General features: G+C 66.6%; 18 protein-coding genes and 2 tRNA genes. 9 read left to right on the top strand and 11 right to left on the bottom strand.

The features are described 5' to 3' along the window. The first annotated feature begins 31 nt into the window (after positions 1–31). Genes J3S20_RS23835 through J3S20_RS23825 form a run of 3 tightly spaced genes read left to right on the top strand, consistent with a single transcriptional unit; the run spans position 32 to position 2,279 of the window. Positions 32–538 (top strand): DUF2924 domain-containing protein, encoded by a 507-nt coding sequence (locus J3S20_RS23835; protein ID WP_216839268.1) that lies wholly within the window; start codon positions 32–34, stop codon positions 536–538. Then, entirely contained in the window at positions 535–1,884 is a 1,350-nt protein-coding gene (locus J3S20_RS23830) for a recombinase family protein (protein WP_216839266.1), read from the top strand. The genes J3S20_RS23835 and J3S20_RS23830 overlap by 4 nt, the downstream gene beginning before the upstream one ends. Next, positions 1,881–2,279 (top strand): hypothetical protein, encoded by a 399-nt coding sequence (locus J3S20_RS23825; RefSeq protein ID WP_343215284.1) that lies wholly within the window; start codon positions 1,881–1,883, stop codon positions 2,277–2,279. Before J3S20_RS23830 ends, J3S20_RS23825 begins: the two co-directional genes overlap by 4 nt. Before the next feature lie 16 nt (positions 2,280–2,295). Here J3S20_RS23825 and J3S20_RS23820 read toward each other — a convergent pair whose 3' ends face one another. The 4 genes from J3S20_RS23820 to J3S20_RS23805 are packed head-to-tail and all read right to left on the bottom strand — an operon-like array spanning position 2,296 to position 9,720. Continuing rightward, positions 2,296–4,368, bottom strand: coding sequence for an AIPR family protein (locus J3S20_RS23820; RefSeq protein ID WP_216839264.1), 2,073 nt, complete (start codon positions 4,366–4,368; stop codon positions 2,296–2,298). Further along, complete coding sequence (locus J3S20_RS23815; protein WP_216839262.1) at positions 4,365–5,378, bottom strand: PD-(D/E)XK motif protein; 1,014 nt, start codon at positions 5,376–5,378, stop codon at positions 4,365–4,367. Before J3S20_RS23815 ends, J3S20_RS23820 begins: the two co-directional genes overlap by 4 nt. Beyond that, positions 5,375–8,200: a Z1 domain-containing protein gene (locus J3S20_RS23810; protein WP_216839260.1), complete on the bottom strand. Its 2,826-nt coding sequence runs from the start codon at positions 8,198–8,200 to the stop codon at positions 5,375–5,377. Before J3S20_RS23810 ends, J3S20_RS23815 begins: the two co-directional genes overlap by 4 nt. Continuing rightward, entirely contained in the window at positions 8,197–9,720 is a 1,524-nt protein-coding gene (locus J3S20_RS23805) for an ATP-binding protein (RefSeq protein ID WP_246603206.1), read from the bottom strand. The genes J3S20_RS23810 and J3S20_RS23805 overlap by 4 nt, the downstream gene beginning before the upstream one ends. Positions 9,721–9,854: 134 nt before the next feature. On the opposite strand from J3S20_RS23805, the gene J3S20_RS23800 reads away from it, so the two are divergent. The 3 genes from J3S20_RS23800 to J3S20_RS23790 all read left to right on the top strand — a co-directional run bounded on the left by J3S20_RS23800 (position 9,855) and on the right by J3S20_RS23790 (position 11,752). Continuing rightward, positions 9,855–10,253, top strand: a complete 399-nt coding sequence (locus J3S20_RS23800) for a very short patch repair endonuclease (RefSeq protein WP_246603205.1) — start codon at positions 9,855–9,857, stop codon at positions 10,251–10,253. 69 nt (positions 10,254–10,322) lie between these two features. Then, entirely contained in the window at positions 10,323–11,384 is a 1,062-nt protein-coding gene (locus tag J3S20_RS23795; RefSeq protein WP_216839256.1) for a DNA cytosine methyltransferase, read from the top strand. A gap of 65 nt (positions 11,385–11,449) precedes the next feature. Continuing rightward, on the top strand, positions 11,450–11,752 hold the full coding sequence (locus tag J3S20_RS23790) for a hypothetical protein (protein ID WP_216839254.1): 303 nt from the start codon (positions 11,450–11,452) through the stop codon (positions 11,750–11,752). A gap of 340 nt (positions 11,753–12,092) precedes the next feature. On the opposite strand, the gene J3S20_RS23785 is transcribed toward J3S20_RS23790, so the two are convergent. Then, positions 12,093–12,182: transfer RNA gene (locus J3S20_RS23785), tRNA-Ser, on the bottom strand. Positions 12,183–12,337: 155 nt separating this feature from the next. On the opposite strand from J3S20_RS23785, the gene J3S20_RS23780 reads away from it, so the two are divergent. Together J3S20_RS23780 and J3S20_RS23775 are read left to right on the top strand one after the other, a co-directional pair. Then, positions 12,338–12,667, top strand: coding sequence for a hypothetical protein (locus J3S20_RS23780; protein ID WP_216839252.1), 330 nt, complete (start codon positions 12,338–12,340; stop codon positions 12,665–12,667). 69 nt (positions 12,668–12,736) lie between these two features. Further along, complete coding sequence (locus J3S20_RS23775) at positions 12,737–12,985, top strand: DUF3126 family protein (RefSeq protein WP_216839250.1); 249 nt, start codon at positions 12,737–12,739, stop codon at positions 12,983–12,985. Positions 12,986–13,004: 19 nt separating this feature from the next. Here J3S20_RS23775 and J3S20_RS23770 read toward each other — a convergent pair whose 3' ends face one another. Genes J3S20_RS23770 through J3S20_RS23760 form a run of 3 tightly spaced genes read right to left on the bottom strand, consistent with a single transcriptional unit; the run spans position 13,005 to position 16,510 of the window. Further along, positions 13,005–13,346: a hypothetical protein gene (locus J3S20_RS23770; protein WP_216839249.1), complete on the bottom strand. Its 342-nt coding sequence runs from the start codon at positions 13,344–13,346 to the stop codon at positions 13,005–13,007. 50 nt (positions 13,347–13,396) lie between these two features. After that, the gene (locus tag J3S20_RS23765) at positions 13,397–15,478 is read right to left on the bottom strand and encodes a protein-disulfide reductase DsbD family protein (protein WP_216839247.1); all 2,082 of its coding nucleotides are present in this window, start codon (positions 15,476–15,478) and stop codon (positions 13,397–13,399) included. 48 nt (positions 15,479–15,526) lie between these two features. Next, the gene (locus J3S20_RS23760) at positions 15,527–16,510 is read right to left on the bottom strand and encodes an alpha/beta fold hydrolase (RefSeq protein ID WP_216839245.1); all 984 of its coding nucleotides are present in this window, start codon (positions 16,508–16,510) and stop codon (positions 15,527–15,529) included. A gap of 412 nt (positions 16,511–16,922) precedes the next feature. Here J3S20_RS23760 and J3S20_RS23755 point away from each other — a divergent pair. Beyond that, positions 16,923–16,999: transfer RNA gene (locus tag J3S20_RS23755), tRNA-Pro, on the top strand. Between the two features lie 86 nt (positions 17,000–17,085). Here the strand turns inward: J3S20_RS23755 and J3S20_RS30475 are convergent. From J3S20_RS30475 to J3S20_RS23740, 3 genes are read right to left on the bottom strand one after another with little or no spacing between them, the layout of a single operon-like run. Then, the gene (locus J3S20_RS30475; RefSeq protein ID WP_246603204.1) at positions 17,086–18,021 is read right to left on the bottom strand and encodes a tyrosine-type recombinase/integrase; all 936 of its coding nucleotides are present in this window, start codon (positions 18,019–18,021) and stop codon (positions 17,086–17,088) included. Further along, on the bottom strand, positions 17,910–18,200 hold the full coding sequence (locus J3S20_RS31295; RefSeq protein WP_379793765.1) for a helix-turn-helix domain-containing protein: 291 nt from the start codon (positions 18,198–18,200) through the stop codon (positions 17,910–17,912). Before J3S20_RS31295 ends, J3S20_RS30475 begins: the two co-directional genes overlap by 112 nt. Further along, positions 18,193–18,870: a hypothetical protein gene (locus J3S20_RS23740; protein WP_216839240.1), complete on the bottom strand. Its 678-nt coding sequence runs from the start codon at positions 18,868–18,870 to the stop codon at positions 18,193–18,195. Before J3S20_RS23740 ends, J3S20_RS31295 begins: the two co-directional genes overlap by 8 nt. Between the last annotated feature and the right edge of the window lie 97 nt (positions 18,871–18,967).

The raw sequence follows: 18,967 nt of genomic DNA, 5'->3' as shown, positions 1-18,967 counted from the left end.
TGGATGCGAACCGGACCAACCGGAGACCCGCATGACACGCGCCACCAAATCCAAAGCCGGCACCCCGCCGGCGCCGACCATCCCCGCCATCCCGCCGGCCGACCTGCTGGGCCGGTTGGCGGCATTGAAGACCACCGCCACGCCGGACCTGAAGCAGCAATGGCGGGAACTCTTCGCGGCCGAGCCGCCGCCCTACAATCGGCGCTTCCTGGAAAGTCGCCTGGCCTACCGCATCCAGGAGCTGGCCTATGGCGGCCTGAAGCCCGAGACGATCCAGCGCCTCGAGGCGCTGGGCGAGCAGCTGGACGGCGGCAACCCCGTCCTCCGGCGCATCCGCGGCGACGACAAGCCGATCGCCGGCACCCGGCTGATCCGCGAGTACCAGGGCATCGAGCACAGCGTCACGGTGCTGCACGACGGCTATGAGTATCAGGGGCGCCCGTACCAGTCGCTCTCCTCTATCGCCCGCGCCATCACCGGCACCCGCTGGAATGGCTGGCTGTTCTTCGGCCTGAAGAACCGGAGGGGCACGGCATGAAGCGCAAGCCAGCCGCCGAGGCCGCGATGCCGGCAACGGTGCGGAAGATCCGCGCCGCCGTGTACACGCGCAAGTCGAGCGAGGAGGGGCTCGACATGGAGTTCAACTCGCTCGACGCGCAGCGCGAGGCGTGTGAGGCCTACATCACCAGCCAGCGGTCGGAGGGCTGGGTGCTGGTCCGCGACCGCTACGACGATGGCGGCGTGTCCGGCGGAACGCTGGAACGGCCTTCACTGCGGCGCCTGCTGGCCGATGTCGAGCGCGGCCTGATCGACGTGGTGGTGGTCTACAAGATCGACCGACTGTCGCGCGCGCTGATGGATTTCGCCAAGCTGGTGGAGGTGTTCGACGCGAACAGCGTGACCTTCGTCTCCGTCACGCAGTCGTTCAACACGACCACCAGCATGGGTCGCCTCACGCTGAACATCCTACTCAGCTTCGCGCAGTTCGAGCGCGAGGTCATTGGCGAGCGCATCCGCGACAAAGTGGCGGCGTCGCGGGCGCGCGGGATCTGGATGGGCGGCTTCGTGCCGCTCGGCTACGACGCGCGGGATCGCAAGCTGCTGGTGAACGACGCCGAGGCGGCGCTGGTGCGCAGGATCTTCGAGGGCTTCGTCGAAACGGAATCCGGCACGAAGCTGGTGCTGGCGCTTCGGGCCGAGGGCGCCACCACGAAGCGCGGCCGCGCCTTTACCAAGAGCGACGTGTATCGGGTGTTGAGCAACCGCACCTATCTCGGCGAGGCGATGCACAAGGGGAAGTCGCACCCGGGCGAGCACGCCGCCATCGTGCCGCAGGCGATGTGGGACGCGGCGCACGCCCTCCTGACAATCAGCCCGCGGACCCGCGCCAACCGGACGCGCTGCCAGACGCCTTCGCTGCTGCGCGGGCTGATCTTCGGGAGCGACGGACGTGCCATGTCGCCTACCCACGCGCGGGGGCGCCGCGGCCAGCAGTACCGCTACTATGTCAGCCAGTCGGTGCTGAAGGGCAGCGCGGCCGACGGGCCGGCCGTCGCGCGCATTTCCGCCGCGGAGATCGAGGGCGCGGTCATCGCCCAGGTCCGGGGGCTGCTGCGCCAGCCGGAAGTGGTGCTCGGTGCGTGGCGTGCGGCGCGCGTCTCGGCGCCGGACATGACGGAGGACGAGGCGCGGCTGGCGCTGGAGCGGCTGGACCCGCTGTGGGAGGAGCTGTTCCCCGCCGAGCAGGCGCGGATCATCCGCATGCTGGTCGACCGGGTGGACATCGGGGTGGGCGGCGCCGACGTGCGGCTGAAGCTGGAGGGGCTGGCCAGCCTAGCGCGGGACCTGGCAACGCCGGCCGAACCGACGAGGGCGGCAGCGTGACCGGCGCCGCGCAGATGCTGACCGTGAGGGTACCGCTGGCGATCCGGAAGCTGCGGGGCGGGCGGAAGCTGATGGTCGCGCCGAGCAGCCCGGCGAGTCCTGGTGCTTCGGGCGCCGACACCACGTTGGTGAAAGCCGTGGCCCGGGCGTTCCGGTGGCGCCGATTGATCGAGACGGGCCGCTACAGCACGATCGATGACTTGGCGGCCGGGGAAAAGATCAACTCATCCTACGTGTCTCGGCTGCTGCGCCTGACGCTGCTGGCGCCGGATATCGTCGAGGCGATCCTCGATGGGCAACAGCCCAGCGAGATGATGCTGCCTGAACTGATGAAGGGCGTCCCGACAATATGGGAAGTTCAGCGTTGGAGATCTGGCCGATCTGGAGGTCAGTAACGGATCGAGACCAGAGTCACGCTCCAGCCTCGCGATCGTCGGCAATCAAGGCTTGGATCTCTGGAAGCAGCATGATCCTTACGGCGTGCCCTGCCTGCTTCGGTGATGGATTCCGGTCCCAGCCGCTCGCCGCGTAACCACTGAGAGTATGGGCGATGCCGGCCTCCCACTCCTTCAAAAGGCCAAGACGGCGACCTTCGCCCGAGATGCGCAGCCACGTAGGACCATCGAGCCGCTTGCACGCTGCTATGTTTTCAAGGTCAGCCGATGTCACGGAGCCGTCTGCCGTCGTCGTGCTGCCAGTGGCCGTTGCCAAGCCCGTCGACAATTCCGCCGGCAGCGCAGGAGGCATGGGGACCGCAACATGCCTGACGGCATCCCAGCACTCGCGCTTTTTGCACCATTCGGTGACGTTACGGCCCGCGGCTGACTCGGTCACCGCTGCCAGGACAGGCTGGACCCAGGATCCGAGCAGCGACAATAGCTCCGTCGTTAGTCCCTGCCGCTTCCATATCCCGTCGAGATCAAGCCTGCTGCCGGATCGGTCTACGAGCAACGCCATGAGATACGTCGCCACCTGAGTGCGATAGGCTGGCAGCTTGGCGTCGCGCACGATTTTCTCGGCGGCACGGTAGAGGATGGCCTTCGCGATCAACTCTCGATACCAGACCTCATCGGGAAGGAATTCGCCCTTTCGAACCCGCAGATCCTGGGCGAATGAGTCGAAATTCTTTTGGGAGCCGAAGCAGACCGTTTGGGGCTTCAATTCCCAGGTATTCTGATACCGGGCTACGTCGGTCTTCACGAAACGCCGGGACGGCGGCGTCTGTTCAGTGAATCGACGCTGCCTCGCTGGTGTCGAGGCCTTCGCCTTCTCCTCCTGGTACTGCCCTCTGGCGCGTTCATAGAACCAGCGCCCCTGTTCTCCGGGGCACCAAACCCTTCGGGACAACCCCTCAAGCGTCACGTGGAAGGGGTCGTTCGCCGAGAAATCAGCCATCTGCACGACGTTCTGCGTATTGGCGCAGCGGGAGATTTCTCGAACAACCTCCTCCTCGTGGCCGGAATCGATGACTGCGAGCTTCGCCTGCACCATGACCCGCGACACGTCGGCGCGATCCGTCTTCCAGGCCCGATGGATCGAAGCTGTTGTCTGGCCACCGTTCACGATCTGCAGCCCCCGCACCGAGCGAATGGCCGGCCGCCCGTCGGACAGCTTTTCCAGGACGATGCTATCTGCCGTGGCCACGATGCCGTTGTTGTAGGCCAGGAAGCGAAGAGGCTGCTCGCGGAGCGTCTTCCTGATACCGGCATTGATGCGGCCGCGAGCTGAAAGAAAGGAGCGGACATTAAGCTCGAGAAGTTGTGCGCCGTATTCGTCGTAGAGCTTGGCCAGTGCGTCGCCCGGGATGATGGCGACATACGCTTCGTAGTTGCCTTCGTGACGGGCAGCCGGAAGACAGGGGACGGATGAACCACAGAGCTCGCTGAAGTCGATTTCAATCTCGTCGCGAGGCCGCCCTGCCTGCATGACGCGGAACAGGCGCTCAGCATCCCATACCTCGAAGCGAACCGGCACACCCTTCACTTCGAGTGCCCGTACCTCTTTCGCCGATGAAATCCCGTCCGTCACCACGTGAATCGTGGCGGAGCGAAGCTGGCCGGTCAGGTCCGCAATTCGGCGCACCATCTCCGCATGGGTGGCAGATGCTTCGACGGCATCTTTGAGGTTTCCAAGGGCACCTTCGAGAAAACGCGCTGCCTGACCTGCCGCCCTGCTGATATCGGTCGGAGCGACGGTGACTGCTTCCTCGGTGTCGTTGTGGATCGCAACCACGAGTGCGAGCGTGTCCTCGTCATCGCCTATGGCGTAGCCATTTACCTTGCCAACGCTCCGGCCCACACGGCCCTCAAAGTGCGATACATCTCCTCCCGACGTCACGCCCGCTTCTTCGAAAAATTCGAGCACCCATCCGGCGAAAGCGTTCTCACGGAAATCCGCGTCACCGGCATCCGTGGGGGAGGCCCGATCCCGAACCTCAGCATGGGTGCGACGAACGAATTCTCGCAGTTCCCGATCCGAACTCATGGTGCCCCCCCGAAGACTGCAGATCCGAACGCGTCGAGCTCGACTTCAAATGCCGTACAACTCTCAATGGCCACGTCGTATCTGCATTCCCGAATTCCGGCCGGAACATCACCGGCCCGGAGGCGCGGAAACCCTGCCTCCACACGGAAGGCGTGGCGCTGCACCACTGTGAGGAAGCGGCTGGCATAGCTGGCGCTGTGCACATCCAGGTAGCCCCTGGACGCAAGCATCTCAGTGAAGCGTCCCGATGATGCAGGGTCCTCCGCAGCAAGTCGGTTGCGGATTCGCTCGACGAGACCAGGAAGGTTGACGGCGCCATCCCCGCCCTCAGCTAGCGAAACAACAGTAAGTCCGAGCCAGTCGACAGCTGTCTCGTCGAGCTGGGCCAAGCCAGACACGCTGAACTCAAGAGGCGGGATCCTGGTTGTCCCCTTCACCTCCACCGCAGCGCCCGCAAAGCGGAAGTCATGAAGCCCATCGTCCGGTGACTTCCAGGCAAGGAGAGCATCCATTGCCGGCAGGCGCGGCAACAACAGCACTTCCATGATGTCGAGTTCGGCGAAGAGGCCAGTCTGCTCCGGCGTCGAAAGTTCGCCGAGATCGTGCCTGCGGAGGAATTCCTGCCAGGTGCGAAGGCGCCCCAAAAGCGCCCTCACTGCCGACGCCGCATCCGGCGCCGCGGCAACATGGGTTGCCACGTCTTCAGCGAGGACAGCGAAGGTGTCGTGGAACTGCGGACCCTTCAGACTGAGTGCGACCCAGAGCACACCGTTCGGGCCCGCCGACCGCCTGTGCGGAACAACGTCGAAGCCCCGTCCGGCCGGCCATTGGCCAATGGGTGGGACCACGGCTGCTTCGACCTCGATGAGCAGAGAAGGAATCGATGCTGGCATCCCGAGCGCCGCGAAGAGAGGTACCGACGACGCGGCATGCACCCGTCGGGCGAGCCATCCGTCACCCGCTGCGTCGGATGCGCCAAGCGAAGACCACGCGGCCTGCAGCTCGCTCATGCGCCAGTGTCCTCGAGCTCTTGGCGCCGATAGGTGTTGTTCACCTTGTAGGTGATTCGCCTGGCCGTAGTGCTACTGGGGAAGCTGATGCCGAAGCCGACCAAGGGCAGGTTCAGCGATGCGGGCTCCGGATTGAGGGGATAGATCAGAAGAAGACCGCGAGTTGCCGGGCGCTGATCGCGCAAGCTCGGCCCGCTTGGGCTTGTCGGCGGTTGCGGCGTGGTCGCGTCCTGAACCGTCCTGGCCATGGCCGCAGCCCAGGCAGCAGCATCCAAATCCATGGCTTCGTCACGTGGTGCCAGGAGACGACGGATCACATAGCGTGACGTATCGCGCTCCATCTCTGCCTTGCTCCGTGGACTGCGCGTAATCGATTCCCAGCCCTCAAACGGAGCCACAGTGAGTTCGGCCCCGTCGCCTGCCAGAAGACCGATCGTCCAGTCCGTGAGCTCGCCTACCGCGTTCTGGCGGAGGATGTATTCTCTCAAGAGCGCGCTGTTTGCGCGCGTGGCCTCCGCATGAGTGGAAACCGCGTTAAGGAAGGCGAGGACGTCGCTGGCCGGCTTGTTCTCCCAGAGGCGTGCCCCCTCCCAACTATGCGCACCAGTCGGACGATCCTGACGCACATCAGGAGCGCCAGGCTCATCGCCACCGCGGTCAGGCGGACCGAGGGCTTCGAGGAACCTCTGAGCCGCGTCGAGATTGCGCCGTAGCACCGGTTCGGCAGTGTCGAAGACTGTCGTTTCAGAGACCGACCCGGCATACGACAACTGCATATCCATGCCGTGCCGCATCTTCACTCGCGAAGTCACGAGGAGCGCCGGGTGCGACATGACCTTCAGACCGTACTCGCGAGGCGTGCCGCCGACCGCCGCCATATGGTCAAATTCTGCCCGCAACTCCTCATTGGCCTGCGTGATATGCTCGAACCAGTCTATGAGATCGTCGGTCGTGTAGAGCCGGCAGACATCAAGATACCCTGGCCGGTATCCGAACCAGCGCCCCATTTGCATCAGTGTGTCGTACATCCGGGAGGCGCGGAGGAAGTAGCTGACCGACAAGCCTTCCAGCGTCAGGCCGCGGGCCAGCTTGTCGCCGCCGATTGCGATGACATTCAGACCCGTATCCCGATGCGTCGTGTATTCGAGGACATCACGCGCCGTCCCGTTTATCTCCATGATACGAATGTCTGCCGCTGCTGCTGAGAGGAACGGCTCGACCTCGGCCCAGGACATGTTGCGCAAGGTCGGATCGTCCATCTCCTCCCGAACCGCCTCGGTGGTTGGGTGAAAGTCTTCCTCGAACAGCCGTTTCAGAGCCGCCCTGACCGACGAACCGCCTTCCCGCTCACCAAGCCGAAGGCGTGTTGCGATGCGGTCGAGCTCGGCGTGTACCTGATCTCGCACCGCATTCTGGACACTCGTGAACCGCGTGACGTGGACGAGCATGGAGTTGTGCGCGCGTGTTTCACCTCGCGCGCGGCGCACGGCGCACACAAGCACGAACGCGTGGATCGCTTCCGAGAGTGACGGAGGCACTTCGGCCGCGCCTTGCCAAACTGGGCGATGACCATTCCGGTGCCGCGGAGGCACCCATGTCGCGCTCTCGTCGGATGGTATTGTCCGCGTGAGCGGCAGGGGCGGTCGGGCCTCGCGACCGTCAGCAGGCGGCACACCGAACACACGAACCGGGCCAGCATAGTTGGATGGTGCTGGCAGGTTCACGATGAAGCTGCGGGGAAAGAGGTCGTCGCCGCACTCCACCGTGCGCGCGCTCTCGTGAATGAAGATGTTGGCGAATGGCGTTGCGGTGTAACCGACATACGCACTCTTCTCGAAGGCATAGAGTATCTGCCGGATCAGCTGGTTGATCTTCGTGGGATCGTGATCCTCGTCAGGCCTTCCGTCAGGGCCAAAGTCCATTTCCTTCGTATCGACGGACGCGTGGTCGGCTTCGTCATCGATCATCAAGAGCGGGACGTTGACGACAATTCTCCTTCCGGTCTCCGGATCATGGCTGTTTGCTGCCCATCGCACCCAGTCCAATAAGTTTCTGAGGACCGTGGGATTTTTCTTGATGACGAACAGCAGCGGGGCGCGACCGGGATTGATGTTGAACCCCTTCGCCCGAGCGGTCTTGAAATCCCCATTCTGAGTGCGGTGGGTGATGGTATCTGGCCGAAGGGACGGATCGCACGTCCCAACGCCGATTTCTTCTGGCGCACGGGAATCGGCCCCTCGCACCGCGCCGCTATCGTATCCCAGGAAGCCTTCATCCAGGCGCTGCTGTGTTTGGCTCCGTAGGTTGTTGTGCAGCCCCGCCAGGACGATGATGACCGTGTACCCGGCATCGGCGGCCTTGTTGATCAGCCCCGTGTAATTGCCTGTTTTGCCCGATTGGACATGGCCCACAACGAGGCCCCTGCGGTCCCACGCGCCCGCCCGCAGTGGATCTTCGATCAGGCCCAGGATTCTGTCGGTCTCCTGATCGAGGCCGCGAAGGGCTGCGTCAGGCAGGCGCGAGCGCAGAAAAAGCTCATACCGCGCCCAGTATCGCCAGTCGCGCTTCCGCTCGGCATTGAGCCAGGCGACATGGTCGTCGTTGTCCGTCAACTGCGTCGCGCGCCCGATCCAGACCGTGTAGGCACTCTCGAGGTCCGCGATCAGCGTGCTGCGCTCAAGGGCGCTCGCTCCCAGGCCCGGCAACCTCAGGACATCATCGACCACCGAAGCGATGACTTCTCTGGTGATTGGCGCTGTCGCGCGCCTGACGTTGATCAACGTCTGCGCCATGGCCCTGGCGGCGGCTATTGTGTCGCTCATGGTTTCTCCACGGTACGCACCCCGAGCGAAGCAACGAGGTCGGGAAAGCTGTTGAACGGTTCTGTTCGCATGAGGAGGGTTCGCGCGCTGTCGTCGCTCAATCCCATGCGCGTCGTGAAGTCGCTGTACAATGCCTCCGCAACAGATCTCACTTCGGCCGGCGGTGTTGCGCTGAATCCGGTCGGTGCCAGCCCCTCGCGTTCTGCCGTCTCGATCCAAATGCGATGAACGGGAACGGTCTCCTCGATGACCCGGAGCATCGCTTCGACGGCCTCGGTTGATCCGGATGATTCAGCCAGCACGCGAGCGACCGCGGGATGCGCGCGATCGATTCTGTAGGCCATACCGTCACGGCGTTCGACAGCGGTCCAAGCCCTTTGGAGATTCGGGGCTGGCGCGCGCGGGCCGTAACTCCCGCGATGCAGGAAGACCCGCCTCGCGTCTGCCCGGACGCGTTCGGCAAGATCGGTCAGGCGACCGCGCAGTGACCGGGGCGGGGCGGCGGTCGATTTGCGCACGTCGATCGACCAGGCGGCGTCGGCAGAATTGGGGATGTCCAACCGAAGCCTTGCGAGGCGATAGGCATCCTCCTTGGCCCATCGTCGGGGATGACCGAGTCCGAGCCAGTCACCAGGCACGAGAAGTCGGCGGTTACGGTAGACATAGAAGCCTTGCTGGGAGACCCACCCTTCGGGTCCGCCTCCGAGCTCAGCAGTGCGTTCGTCCAGCCGGTCACGATGGGGCAGGATGAAGCCCTGCACCCGAACCTCGACATCGCCATGGCGCAGGCGTTCGTCTGGCGTTCGCGACGTAGCTGGATGGGTATCCATGAAGGGATCCCATCCGCGGAGCCTGCTTTGCGGACCCGCCCCGTTGAACAGGATATGCAGCGGACTACCGGGGGCATCGAGGTAGCGATGGAAGATCATCGCAAGGTGACGCTCGGTCCGACCGATCTGGCTGAGAAATGCGTCTTCGGCACGCGCATCGTCGGCAACAGCGTCGGCGGCAACGATCCGATCGAGCTTTTCCCAAAGCACAACCGTGCCCTGCGGCATGTCCTGGAGGGGCGCCAGAAGTGGAACTGAGGATGGCATCGGCTCGGTTGCGAGACGCCATTCGTCGTGCTTCGCGATCTCGTCCAGATCCCAGACGCGGCAGGCCGGGGCCAAGCCTGCACGTCGCGAGCTTACGGTCAGCCGGCGGCACTGCGAAAACGAGGCGGTCTTCAAGCCAAGACCGAAACGGCCAAGGTCGGTAGTATTTCGAATCGAGAGCGGGTTCCTCGCTCCGGCCCGCATTGCCTGGGTAAGCTCTGCCTCACTCATGCCGTGGCCGTCATCGGCCACTCGTATCCAGGTCTGGGGGCCGTCCCACTGGAAGTCGATTCGGACAGCGCGTGCGCCGGCGGCTATGCTGTTGTCGACGATGTCGGCGACGGCCGTCCAAAGTGTGTATCCAAGCCCACGCATGGCTTCAACCAGCGCATGCGCTGAAGGCGGGGCCATTTCAAACGGCATGCAGGGGGCTCGATTCGGGGCGCATGATCAGAAGACCGACAATAATACGAAAAAGAAAGAAAGGGATCATTCTAGAAGGCGGTCCGGCTGAAGCGGAGCGTCCAGCCGGCCAACGCAGGCACCGCGGGGATATCATGTCGGTGGAGACGCGCAGTCGGGTTATGGCCCGCATCAAGGGGAAAGGCACAGGCCCGGAGCTTCGCCTCGCCGCCCTGCTTTCCGAGGTCGGCCTCGCATGGGAATCCCACGCCCGAGATCTGCCTGGGCGTCCTGACTTCGTGTTTCGGGATCGCCGCGTTGCCGTATTTGTCGACGGTGACTTCTGGCATGGCTGGCGCTTCCCGGTTTGGCGCGACAAGCTGTCAGAAGCCTGGGAGGCAAAGATCGAGGCGACAAGACTCAGAGATTCCAGGAATTTCCGGCGTCTGAGGCGTTCGGGCTGGCGAGTGGTCCGTGTCTGGGAGCATCAGCTTGCTCGCGATCCCGAGGGTAGCGTGGCCCGGGTGAAAAAGGCCTTGGACGCTACGCCCTGATACTCTGCCTTTCGCAAGCCTTCGCCCAGGCTCGCGCTCCTACGCTCAGCCTGTTACGAATCGTCCTTGATGGCGATTCGTGGCATAGATCTTTTCTGTGGCGGTGGTGGGAGCTCCTGGGGTGCCCGCGCCGCAGGTGTCGAGATGGTGGGAGCTGTCGACGCCTGGAGCATGGCGGCTTCGACCTACCGTCGGAACTTTCCCGGAGCGCGGGTCGTCGAGACGCGTCTGAACCGCCGATCCGACAAGGCTCTCCTTGGCGACATAGGGCATATCGATCTCGTCCTGGCGTCGCCCGAGTGCACAAGCCACACACCGGCTCGCGGAGCGAGGGTGAAGGATGAGGGGAGCCGGGCCACCGCCTTCCACGTACTCAAGTTCATCAGGAAGCTGAATCCGCGATGGGCGGTCATTGAAAACGTAATCCAAATGCGGACGTGGGAGCGTTATCCGAACTTTCTGGCGGCGCTCAAGGAGCATATGCACGTCACGGAGCACGTGCTCGACGCCCAGGACTTCGGCGCACCCCAGACCCGTCGTCGGCTTTTTCTGATGTGCAGCAAAGATGGGCCGCCTGAGCCTCCAACTCCGCTCACCGAGCGTCGACTGACCGTGTTGGATATCCTGGCGCCCACCGGAACCTACAAGACCCGCTCGGTGTTTGGCAGCGGCTTGGCGGAACCGACTGTCGCGCGCGCCAAGCGAGCTATCGATGCACTTGGGCGCGATGTTCCGTTCCTGATTGTCTACTACAGCAGTGATGGCGCCGGCGGATGGCAGCCGCTCGATCGACCAATCCGCACGCTTACGACGCTGGATCGATTTGGGCTTGTCGAGTGGATTGATGGCGAGCCGCGCATGCGAATGCTGCAGGTTGACGAGTTGCGGCGCGCGATGGGTTTTGGCGAGGATTACATACTCGATCAAGGTTCCAGACGAGACAAAATCAAGATGTTAGGAAATGGGGTTTGCCCGCCAGTCATGCAGAGCGTTGTGAGTGCATTGACCAGTCAGGCGCCCCACGATCACCGCCCGACTATTTCCCAGGTAGTTGAACGCAGAATGCCGGCAGTTCAGCTTCCAGCTTCATCAGCAATGCCAGTGTTTGTGGGACCTCAAATTTCTGGCTAGTGCTATTGTTCGATGGCGACAGGCTGGCGCTTCCTGGTTCGCGCTATCCGAGCCATAGTCCGCCCATGGCCTCAGAAACCGAACGATCTCGCGAGCGCCGATGGGTGGTTGTCGCGCCCGATGGCCGATACGTGACCCTTGGGCGGCATAGTGACCCGAGCGAGGAAGAAATCCTGGCTGCCGAAAAGGCGCTGCTCTCCCAAGAACTGAGCGGTTGGCTCGCCGTCATGGAGGGCAACCCCTGGGTCGGCAAGGTTCCTGAACTATTGGAAGTCAGGCCGCTCGGCGGCCCAACCTCGAATTTCTCCGATGCGGCCACGGCCTGCCTCGCCGCAATTCTGGCCAAACGAGCAGACGCCGGGCCTTAGGCCGGCGTCATGCCGCAGCCAGATTGTGGAGGCCTCCTGCCGAAGGTGCTCTGCGTTGAGCAAAGCGTACCGAGGTGTTCGCTCTCGAAGTACGGATTTCGGGCAAGTGGGGTTCGAACCAGAGCAAGCGTCCGCCGCGCGGAAACTGGCCTTTGACCTAGGTTTTTGCGTTCCGTACTAAAACGCCCAAGTCAGGAGGTCCGGAGAGAAAGGGCCTCGGGAGAGCGATTTTGGGCCGTCTCGGCGTCGCGCCAGTCAACAGGTCTGCCCCGAAAACCCCAGGAAACCTGCCACTCAGCGCGACGTCCGGTCATGCGGAGAGCATGGCTCGTATGGGAACTGGCGGACGGGGTGGGATTCGAACCCACGATACGCTTTCACGTATACACACTTTCCAGGCGTGCGCCATCGACCACTCGGCCACCCGTCCCGCGCAAGGCGGGCTATCTACCAGACCCCCCGCGCGCCGCAACCCCGCCACCCCCCCGCCTGGCGCATTTTGCGCCCCGCCGGCGACACGGCTGTTGCCAGGCGCCCCGCCGCGGGGCCATAGCCGGGGCCGGACAAAGCGGGCGGACAGGTGGCATGGACAAGGAAGAGCTCACCCGCTGGGCACTGGCCCATGGCTGGCAGATGCTCGCCGGCCATCCCAGCCTCACCAAGCCCCGCGCGCCGAAGGAGGCGATCGTGCGGCTGGTGCTGAAGGCCACCGTGGCGCATGTCGAAGTGAAGAAGCCGGCCGGGAAGTGGGAGAAGATGGCCGGCGCCGCCTATGCCGACATCCAGCCCCACCCCGAGACCGGCCTGCCCATCGGCCTCGGCCTCGATACCATCACCGGCTTCGCCATGCTGATGCAGGACAACCGGGACCGCCAGGTCTTCGCGAAGATGACCGGCGGCCCGCCTTCGGCCTGAGCCACGCCTCGACCTGCGCGCCGTCGCGGTGCATAGGGGGCGCCCCTTAGCGACTGGAGTTCCCCACGGATGAAGCCATCCGAGATTGCACGCGTGCAGGCCTATCTGCGTCGCCTGCTGGCCACGGACCGCATCACCCTGCTCGCCCCCGCCAGGCCCGGCCTTTCGGTCGAGGTCTCGGTGCAGGACGAGGTGATCGGCACGGTGCATCGCGACGATGAGGAGGGGGAGGTCTCCTATTCCGTGATGCTGACGGTGCTGGAGGAAGACTTGCCACCCGACTCGGCCCCCGCCGCCCCCAGCCGCGGCCGCCGCTGAAGCGGCGGGCCGTCCCGGTTCACCGCGGGAAGCGGCGCTCCGGCTGCGGCAGGTAGGGCGGCATCGGGTTCGGCAGCAGAAGGCTGGGCGGCAGCAGCTCCGGCAGGACCGGCGTCGCGGAAGGCGGCACCAGCCCCTCGCCGCAGGCCGGGCGTAGGATGCCGCAATCCCAGCCATGCCGGTCCGGCCGCCGTGTCATGCTGCCGCCGGGGATGAAGCGGCAGGTGCAGAGCTTGCCAGCGATGCAGGCCACCGTGCCCTCCCGCGCCTCGGTGCAGGACGGCGGCTCCTGCGCCCGGAGGGGTGCGGAGGCCAGAAGCGGGCTCAGAAGGGCCAGCAGGAGCGGCAGCGGGCGGCGCATGGCCGCCATCCTGCGCCGCGCCATGTGAACCGGGTCTTGACGCCACAGCTTCAGCCGCCGCGCAGCGCCTCCAGCACCAGGCCCTCGGTCAGGATCTGCGGCAGCACCTGCGGGGTGGCGGCGCCCGGCGCCCAGTAGAGGTAGAGCGGCACGCCCTCCCGCCCCTGCTCGCGCAGCATGGCGCCGATCGCGGGGTCGCCGCGCGTCCAATCGGCCTTGAGATAGGCCACGTCCTGCGCCGCGAAGGCATCCCGCACCGCGGCGGCGCGCAGGGCCACCCGGTCATTCACCTGGCAGGTGATGCACCAGGCGGCGGTCGCATTGACGAAGACCGGCCGCCCGGCGGCGCGCAGCGCCTCCACGCGGGCGGCGGACCAGGGCTCGGCCTGGGCGTCGGCCTGGGCTGCCACGGCCGGGGCGGCGGACAGCCGCGGCAGCAGGGCCAGGGCGGCCAGCACGGCCACCCCTGCCGCCGTCACACCGGCGATGCGCCAGCCGCCGGCCCCGGCGCGCTGGGCCAGCCCCAGCCCCCAGAGGCCGGCCGCCAGCACCACCGCCCCCGCCAGGCCCAAAAGCACCCCATCCGGCCCCGCCTGCAGCGCCAGCACCCAGACCAGCCAGGCGGCGGTGGCATACATCGGGAAGGCCAGCGCCTGGCGCAGCCGCTCCATCCAGAGGCCCGGCCGCGGCAGGGCGCAGGCCAGGCCCGGCGCCAGGCCGAGCAGCGCATAGGGCGCCGCCAGCCCCAGGCCGAGGGCAAGGAACACCGCCATGGTCGCCGCCGGCGGCATCACCAGCGCGGCGCCGAGTGCGGCCGCCATGAAGGGTGCGGTGCAGGGGGTCGCCAGCAGCACGGCCAGCCCGCCGGTGGCGAAGGCGCCCAGCGCCCCGCCGCGCCCGGCCAGCGACTGGCCGGCCCCCATGGTGCGGCCCAGCACGAAGACGCCCGAAAGGTTCAGCCCCACCGCCAGCACCAGCCAGGCCATGGCGGCGACGAAGGCGGGTTCGGTGAACTGGAAGCCCCAGCCCGCCGCCGTGCCGGCCGCGCGCAGCGCCACCAGCAGCCCGCCGATCGCGCCAAAACTCACCAGCACCCCGGCGGTGTAGGCGGTGGCGTGCCAGCGGATTTCCCCCCTTGCCGCGCCGCCCAGCCGCGCCAGCGCCATGGCCTTCATGGCCAGGACGGGGAAGACGCAGGGCATCAGGTTCAGGATCAGCCCGCCCGCCAGGGCCAGCAGCAGCGCCTGCCACAGCGGCAGGGTGGCGGCGCTCTCGGCCGGACCGACGAGAGGGGCGGAAATCGCGAAGGCCGCGCGCTGGCCGCCGCCGTCGCGCAGCACCAGCGTGCCCTCCAGCGCCGCCGCCGCCGCATCGGGCAGCAGGGTCAGGCCGAGGGTCAGGCGGCCGTCGCGCAGCGTCATCGGCTGCGGCGCCGTATTGTCCAGCACCCCTGGCTCGGCCGGGAAGAAGAAGGCGTCCTGCAAGGCCGCCGGGGTCAGGCCGGTGCCGCCCAGCGTCAGGCTGGCCCGCCCGGCGCCGCCGCCGGCCTGCACCGGCCAGGGCAGGGCGCGCGGCAGGGCGGCGTCCGCGGCCTCGAACAGCGGGGCGGCGAGGGGGGAGGGGGTCGCGGTCTCCGCCACCGGCAGGGTCAGGCTGAACTGACCCTCCTCCGGGATGCAGACATCGGCGCAGACCAGCCAGGTCGCCTCGGCCTGCAGGGTCAGCAGCTCGCCGGGCGCCAGGCTGGCCGGCAGGGTCACCGGCAGGGGCAGCAGCACCTCGTTCGTGTAGCCGTAATTGACCAACGGGCCGTAGGGGATGCGCTCCGGCGCCGGCCAGGCGATGGGTCCCGCGCTGGCGCCCTCCGGCAGGTTCAGCACCACTTCCGGCGCCGCCCCGGCATCGCCGGCATTGCGCCAGTAGCTGTGCCAGCCGGGCGCGAGACGTAGCCGCAGCCCCAGCTGGAAGGTCTGGCCCGGCGCCACCGCCGCGCTATCGGCCACCAGGGTCGCGGTGGCGCGGGGCGAGCTTATGGCGGCGCTTTCCACCGCCGAGGCGGGCGCCGCGGCCGGCACTGCCAGAACCAGCCCCAGCAGCAGGGGACCGAGCGGAAGGGAGGGGCGGCGCAGCATGCGGCGGATATAGCATGGAAGCGGCCGATTGCGCCCCCCGGCTGGTGTTCAGCCCGGCGCTGGCCTGGCCCGCGCCGCCACGTCCTGGATGGCCTGGGCCACCATCCCGGGCAGGTTCCAGGGAATCTCGTGATCCGACTCGGCGGTCACCCGCAATTCGCCGCGCGGCAGGCGCGCCGCCAGGTCGCGCTGGGCGGCCAGGGCCTGGTCATGCGCCTCGGCCTCCGTCAGCCCGGCCGTCACCGCCACCGCCCCGCGGGTGGAGGCCAGCACGATGCAGGGCTGCGGCGGCGGCGGCGCGGCGTCCACCGCGCCTGTATCGGCGACGAAGCTGGCCAGCTCCGCCCGGGTCGCCTGCAGATCCTGGTGCGACTGGGACAGCCGGGTCCAGGCCGCCACCATGGTGTCGGGCGCCACCGCCTCGGGCAAGGGTGGCAGGCCCTGGCGCAGGCGCCACAGCCGCCAGATTCCGAAGCGCGCCGCCGGCAGCTTCCAACGCAGGCTGCGGGCGAAGCCGGAATGCACCACGCTGCGCGCCAGCGGCGCCGGGATCGTCTCCACCAGCACCAGCCCGGCCACCTCCTCGGGGTGCCGCGCCGCATGCAGCCGGGCGATATGGCCGGAATAGGAATGGGTCACCAGCAGCCAGGGCGGCGCCAGGTGCAGCGCGGCGAGCACGGCGCGCTGGTCGGCCAGGTTCGCCTCGGCATCGCGCGGTCCCCTGGCCGGGGTGCTCCAGAGATGTCCGGCGCGGTCGAAGGTCAGCACCAGCCAATCCGGCCCCAGCGCCTGCACTACGGCGGGCCAGGCCAGGCTGCCATTGGTCAGCCCGCCATCCATTACCACCACGGGCTGGTCGATGCTGCGACGGCGCCCCTGCAACGCCACGTGGATCAGCGTCTCGTCCAGCTGCACGAAGCTGCCCTGGCGCGCCACGCGCCGCCTTTCCCGGGCGCTCGCCCAGCCTTCCCAGGCTGCGCCGAGCAGGCCGAGCAGAATGAGGGCGGCAAGGCCCCAGGCCAGCCCGTTCACGCGGCGGCATCGATCGGCTGGCGCAGGGCCGGGGGCCTCTGCGGCAGGGTGCCCGGTCGAGGGGCCATGCAAGCGTCTCCAGCGTCGCGGTCGGGGCCCGCAGCCTGCGGCGGGGCGCAGCATGACGCAATGGGGCAAATTATCCGGTTGGTCTGGCCGTTTCGCTTGGCAGAATGGTGTGATGGCGGAGATTTTTCAATCGACTTGCCGTTGTTGCCGTTTAGGGTGCATTCCGCCGCGCGATGTCGCGCTGGGTCATTTTTTGGCGCGGAGGTAAGGCTGGCGGCCAGGCCTGGATGGGGCGCTGCGCGCCGACCGCCGAAAATTCGGCGGTCGCATCCGGTTCCCGGCCGGCCCCCCGCTTGCCGCGAGCCGGGGGCTTCGCTATACCCCGCGCCTCGCCGCAACCCGCCGGAGTGTAGCTCAGCCTGGTAGAGCACTGTGTTCGGGACGCAGGGGCCGGAGGTTCGAATCCTCTCACTCCGACCAATTGGAAGCGGCGTAACCCCCTGGGAAACCAGGGGGTTTTTTTTGGCTGCACCCCAAACGCACAGTGCTCGGCTGGCAGGATTGCTTCATTCCAGCGCGCTCGCAGCTCCGCGCAGGTAGTGCGGGCTAAAGCGGGCATAGATCCTATAGGTCGTCCGCTCGTCCGAATGGCCAAGAAACTGGCCGATCTCCGCCATCGGCACGCCGCGCTCAGCCATCCAGACAGCGGCAGTGTGGCGCAGGACGTGCGGCGTGACCCACGGCAGCCCCGCCGCCTCGGCCGCGGCGGCAAAGCCCTTGCGGATCTTCCCGACCTTCCCCCCGCCCCACTCGATCACGTATTCGCTAGTTCTGGCGGTGGCGGCCTCCGCCATGGCAGCGACGGCGCGGGTGGTCAGAGGCACCGTCGCCCGGCCCTTCCGCATACGGGTTCCGTCGCCAAGCCGGACGATGCCAGCCACCAAGTCAACCTGTTCCCACTTTAGTTCTAACACCGCCGCCATGCGGCCGGCGGTCGCCAGCGCCAGGATTATGAAGAGTCGGACGTGGGCGGACTTCGCCGCATCAACTAGGCGATCGTATTCCTCCCGGGTGATGTGCCGGGACTTCGGCGCCGGCTTCCGCGGCAGCTCGACCACGGCCGGGGTGGCCTTGTCGTGCCAGCGCAGAGCGGCGCGGAGATAGGTCATCTCGGTATGGATGGTGCCAACGCCGGCGCCCTCCGTCTCCCTGGCGGCCCTGTATGCCCGGCTGGCGGGCCTGCCAATCTGGTCTGGCCTCATGTGCCCGAAGTGCGGCTCAAGCCGCACCCACGCCCATCTGGCGCGCTCCGTCCCTTTGTCCGCCAGGTAGGCGGCGTAGATCCCGGCGACGGTGTCCTTTGGCGCGGCGAGGCTTGCGGCATAGTCTTTCAGCGCCCGCTTGGCGGCATCATGATCCTGGGTGCGGAGAGCACGGCGGTGTGTCCTGCCGTCTTCGCGCCAGACCGCATACCACCAGCCTCGGTAGAGCTTTTCCCGCATCGGGATTCGTATTCCAGTGCTGCGTCTTGGGGGATGCGGACCTGCCGCCCAACCGAAAAGTGGCGCAGCCGGCCCTGTCGGCACAGTGCTCGGATGTGGTCCGGCTTGCAATCCCAGCGGTTCGCAAGTGCCTCCGGGGTGAGAGGTGGCGGGGGCAGGCTGCTCACGGAGTTAGCCATTGGCCTTCCTCCATTCCCGCCACAGATCCTCAACCAACTGCTTGGTCATGATCCGGCGGGCATCATTATCCCGGTGCTTCGGGGTCCACTCGCGCGCCTCCGTCCCTGCCTTCCGGCGTGCGTAGGCCTCCCCGTAGGGGCCGAGAGCGTGGGGCGGCGCGTCTTCCTTGGCGCCCCGCCACTGGTGCCGGAACATCGCGTCTGCGATCGCCCATATTTCGGCCCGGCGCTTGGGGTTGAACCCATGCGCTGCAGCTTGCTCAACGTCGCTACGCCGCGACTGCCGGAAGCCTTCGATGACCGCCAGGCCAAGGCGCTTCCACACCCGTTCCTTGGTCGCATACAGGCTCAGGTCGCCCGTCTCGCCGATGACGATCGCCAGGCCTAGGTCACCGAAGCCGCGCACCTGCTGCGCCCAACCATAGACCGGGAGCGTCTTGGCGAGGCGGCGCATGTCGCGCTCGCATTCGGCGCGCAGCTTGTCCCACCCAGCGCGCGCGGCGGCGCTTTGCAGGATGATGGGGGTGGAGGCGGAGAGGGCATGCCGCCACTGGTCTTCACTATGACTATGGCCGCCTCCGCCTCCCTCGACCATCTTGCGAATGGCCGAAGCTTGTTGCCAGACCGCCTTGCGCGCCGTCTCGTCCTGATCTGCCCGGTAGCCGAGCATGGACGCGATGAAGGCCTCGCAGGATCGGTCGCAACGGCTCTGCGAGACGATGCAGAACCGTCGCTTGCGTTGCAGCGCCTTTAGCGCCGCGCATGTG

The sequence above is a fragment of the Falsiroseomonas tokyonensis genome (assembly GCF_019024325.1).
Classification (GTDB): domain Bacteria; phylum Pseudomonadota; class Alphaproteobacteria; order Acetobacterales; family Acetobacteraceae; genus Falsiroseomonas; species Falsiroseomonas tokyonensis.
Note: the sequence above shows the minus strand (reverse complement) of the source record. Positions and strands in the feature narration are given on the sequence as shown.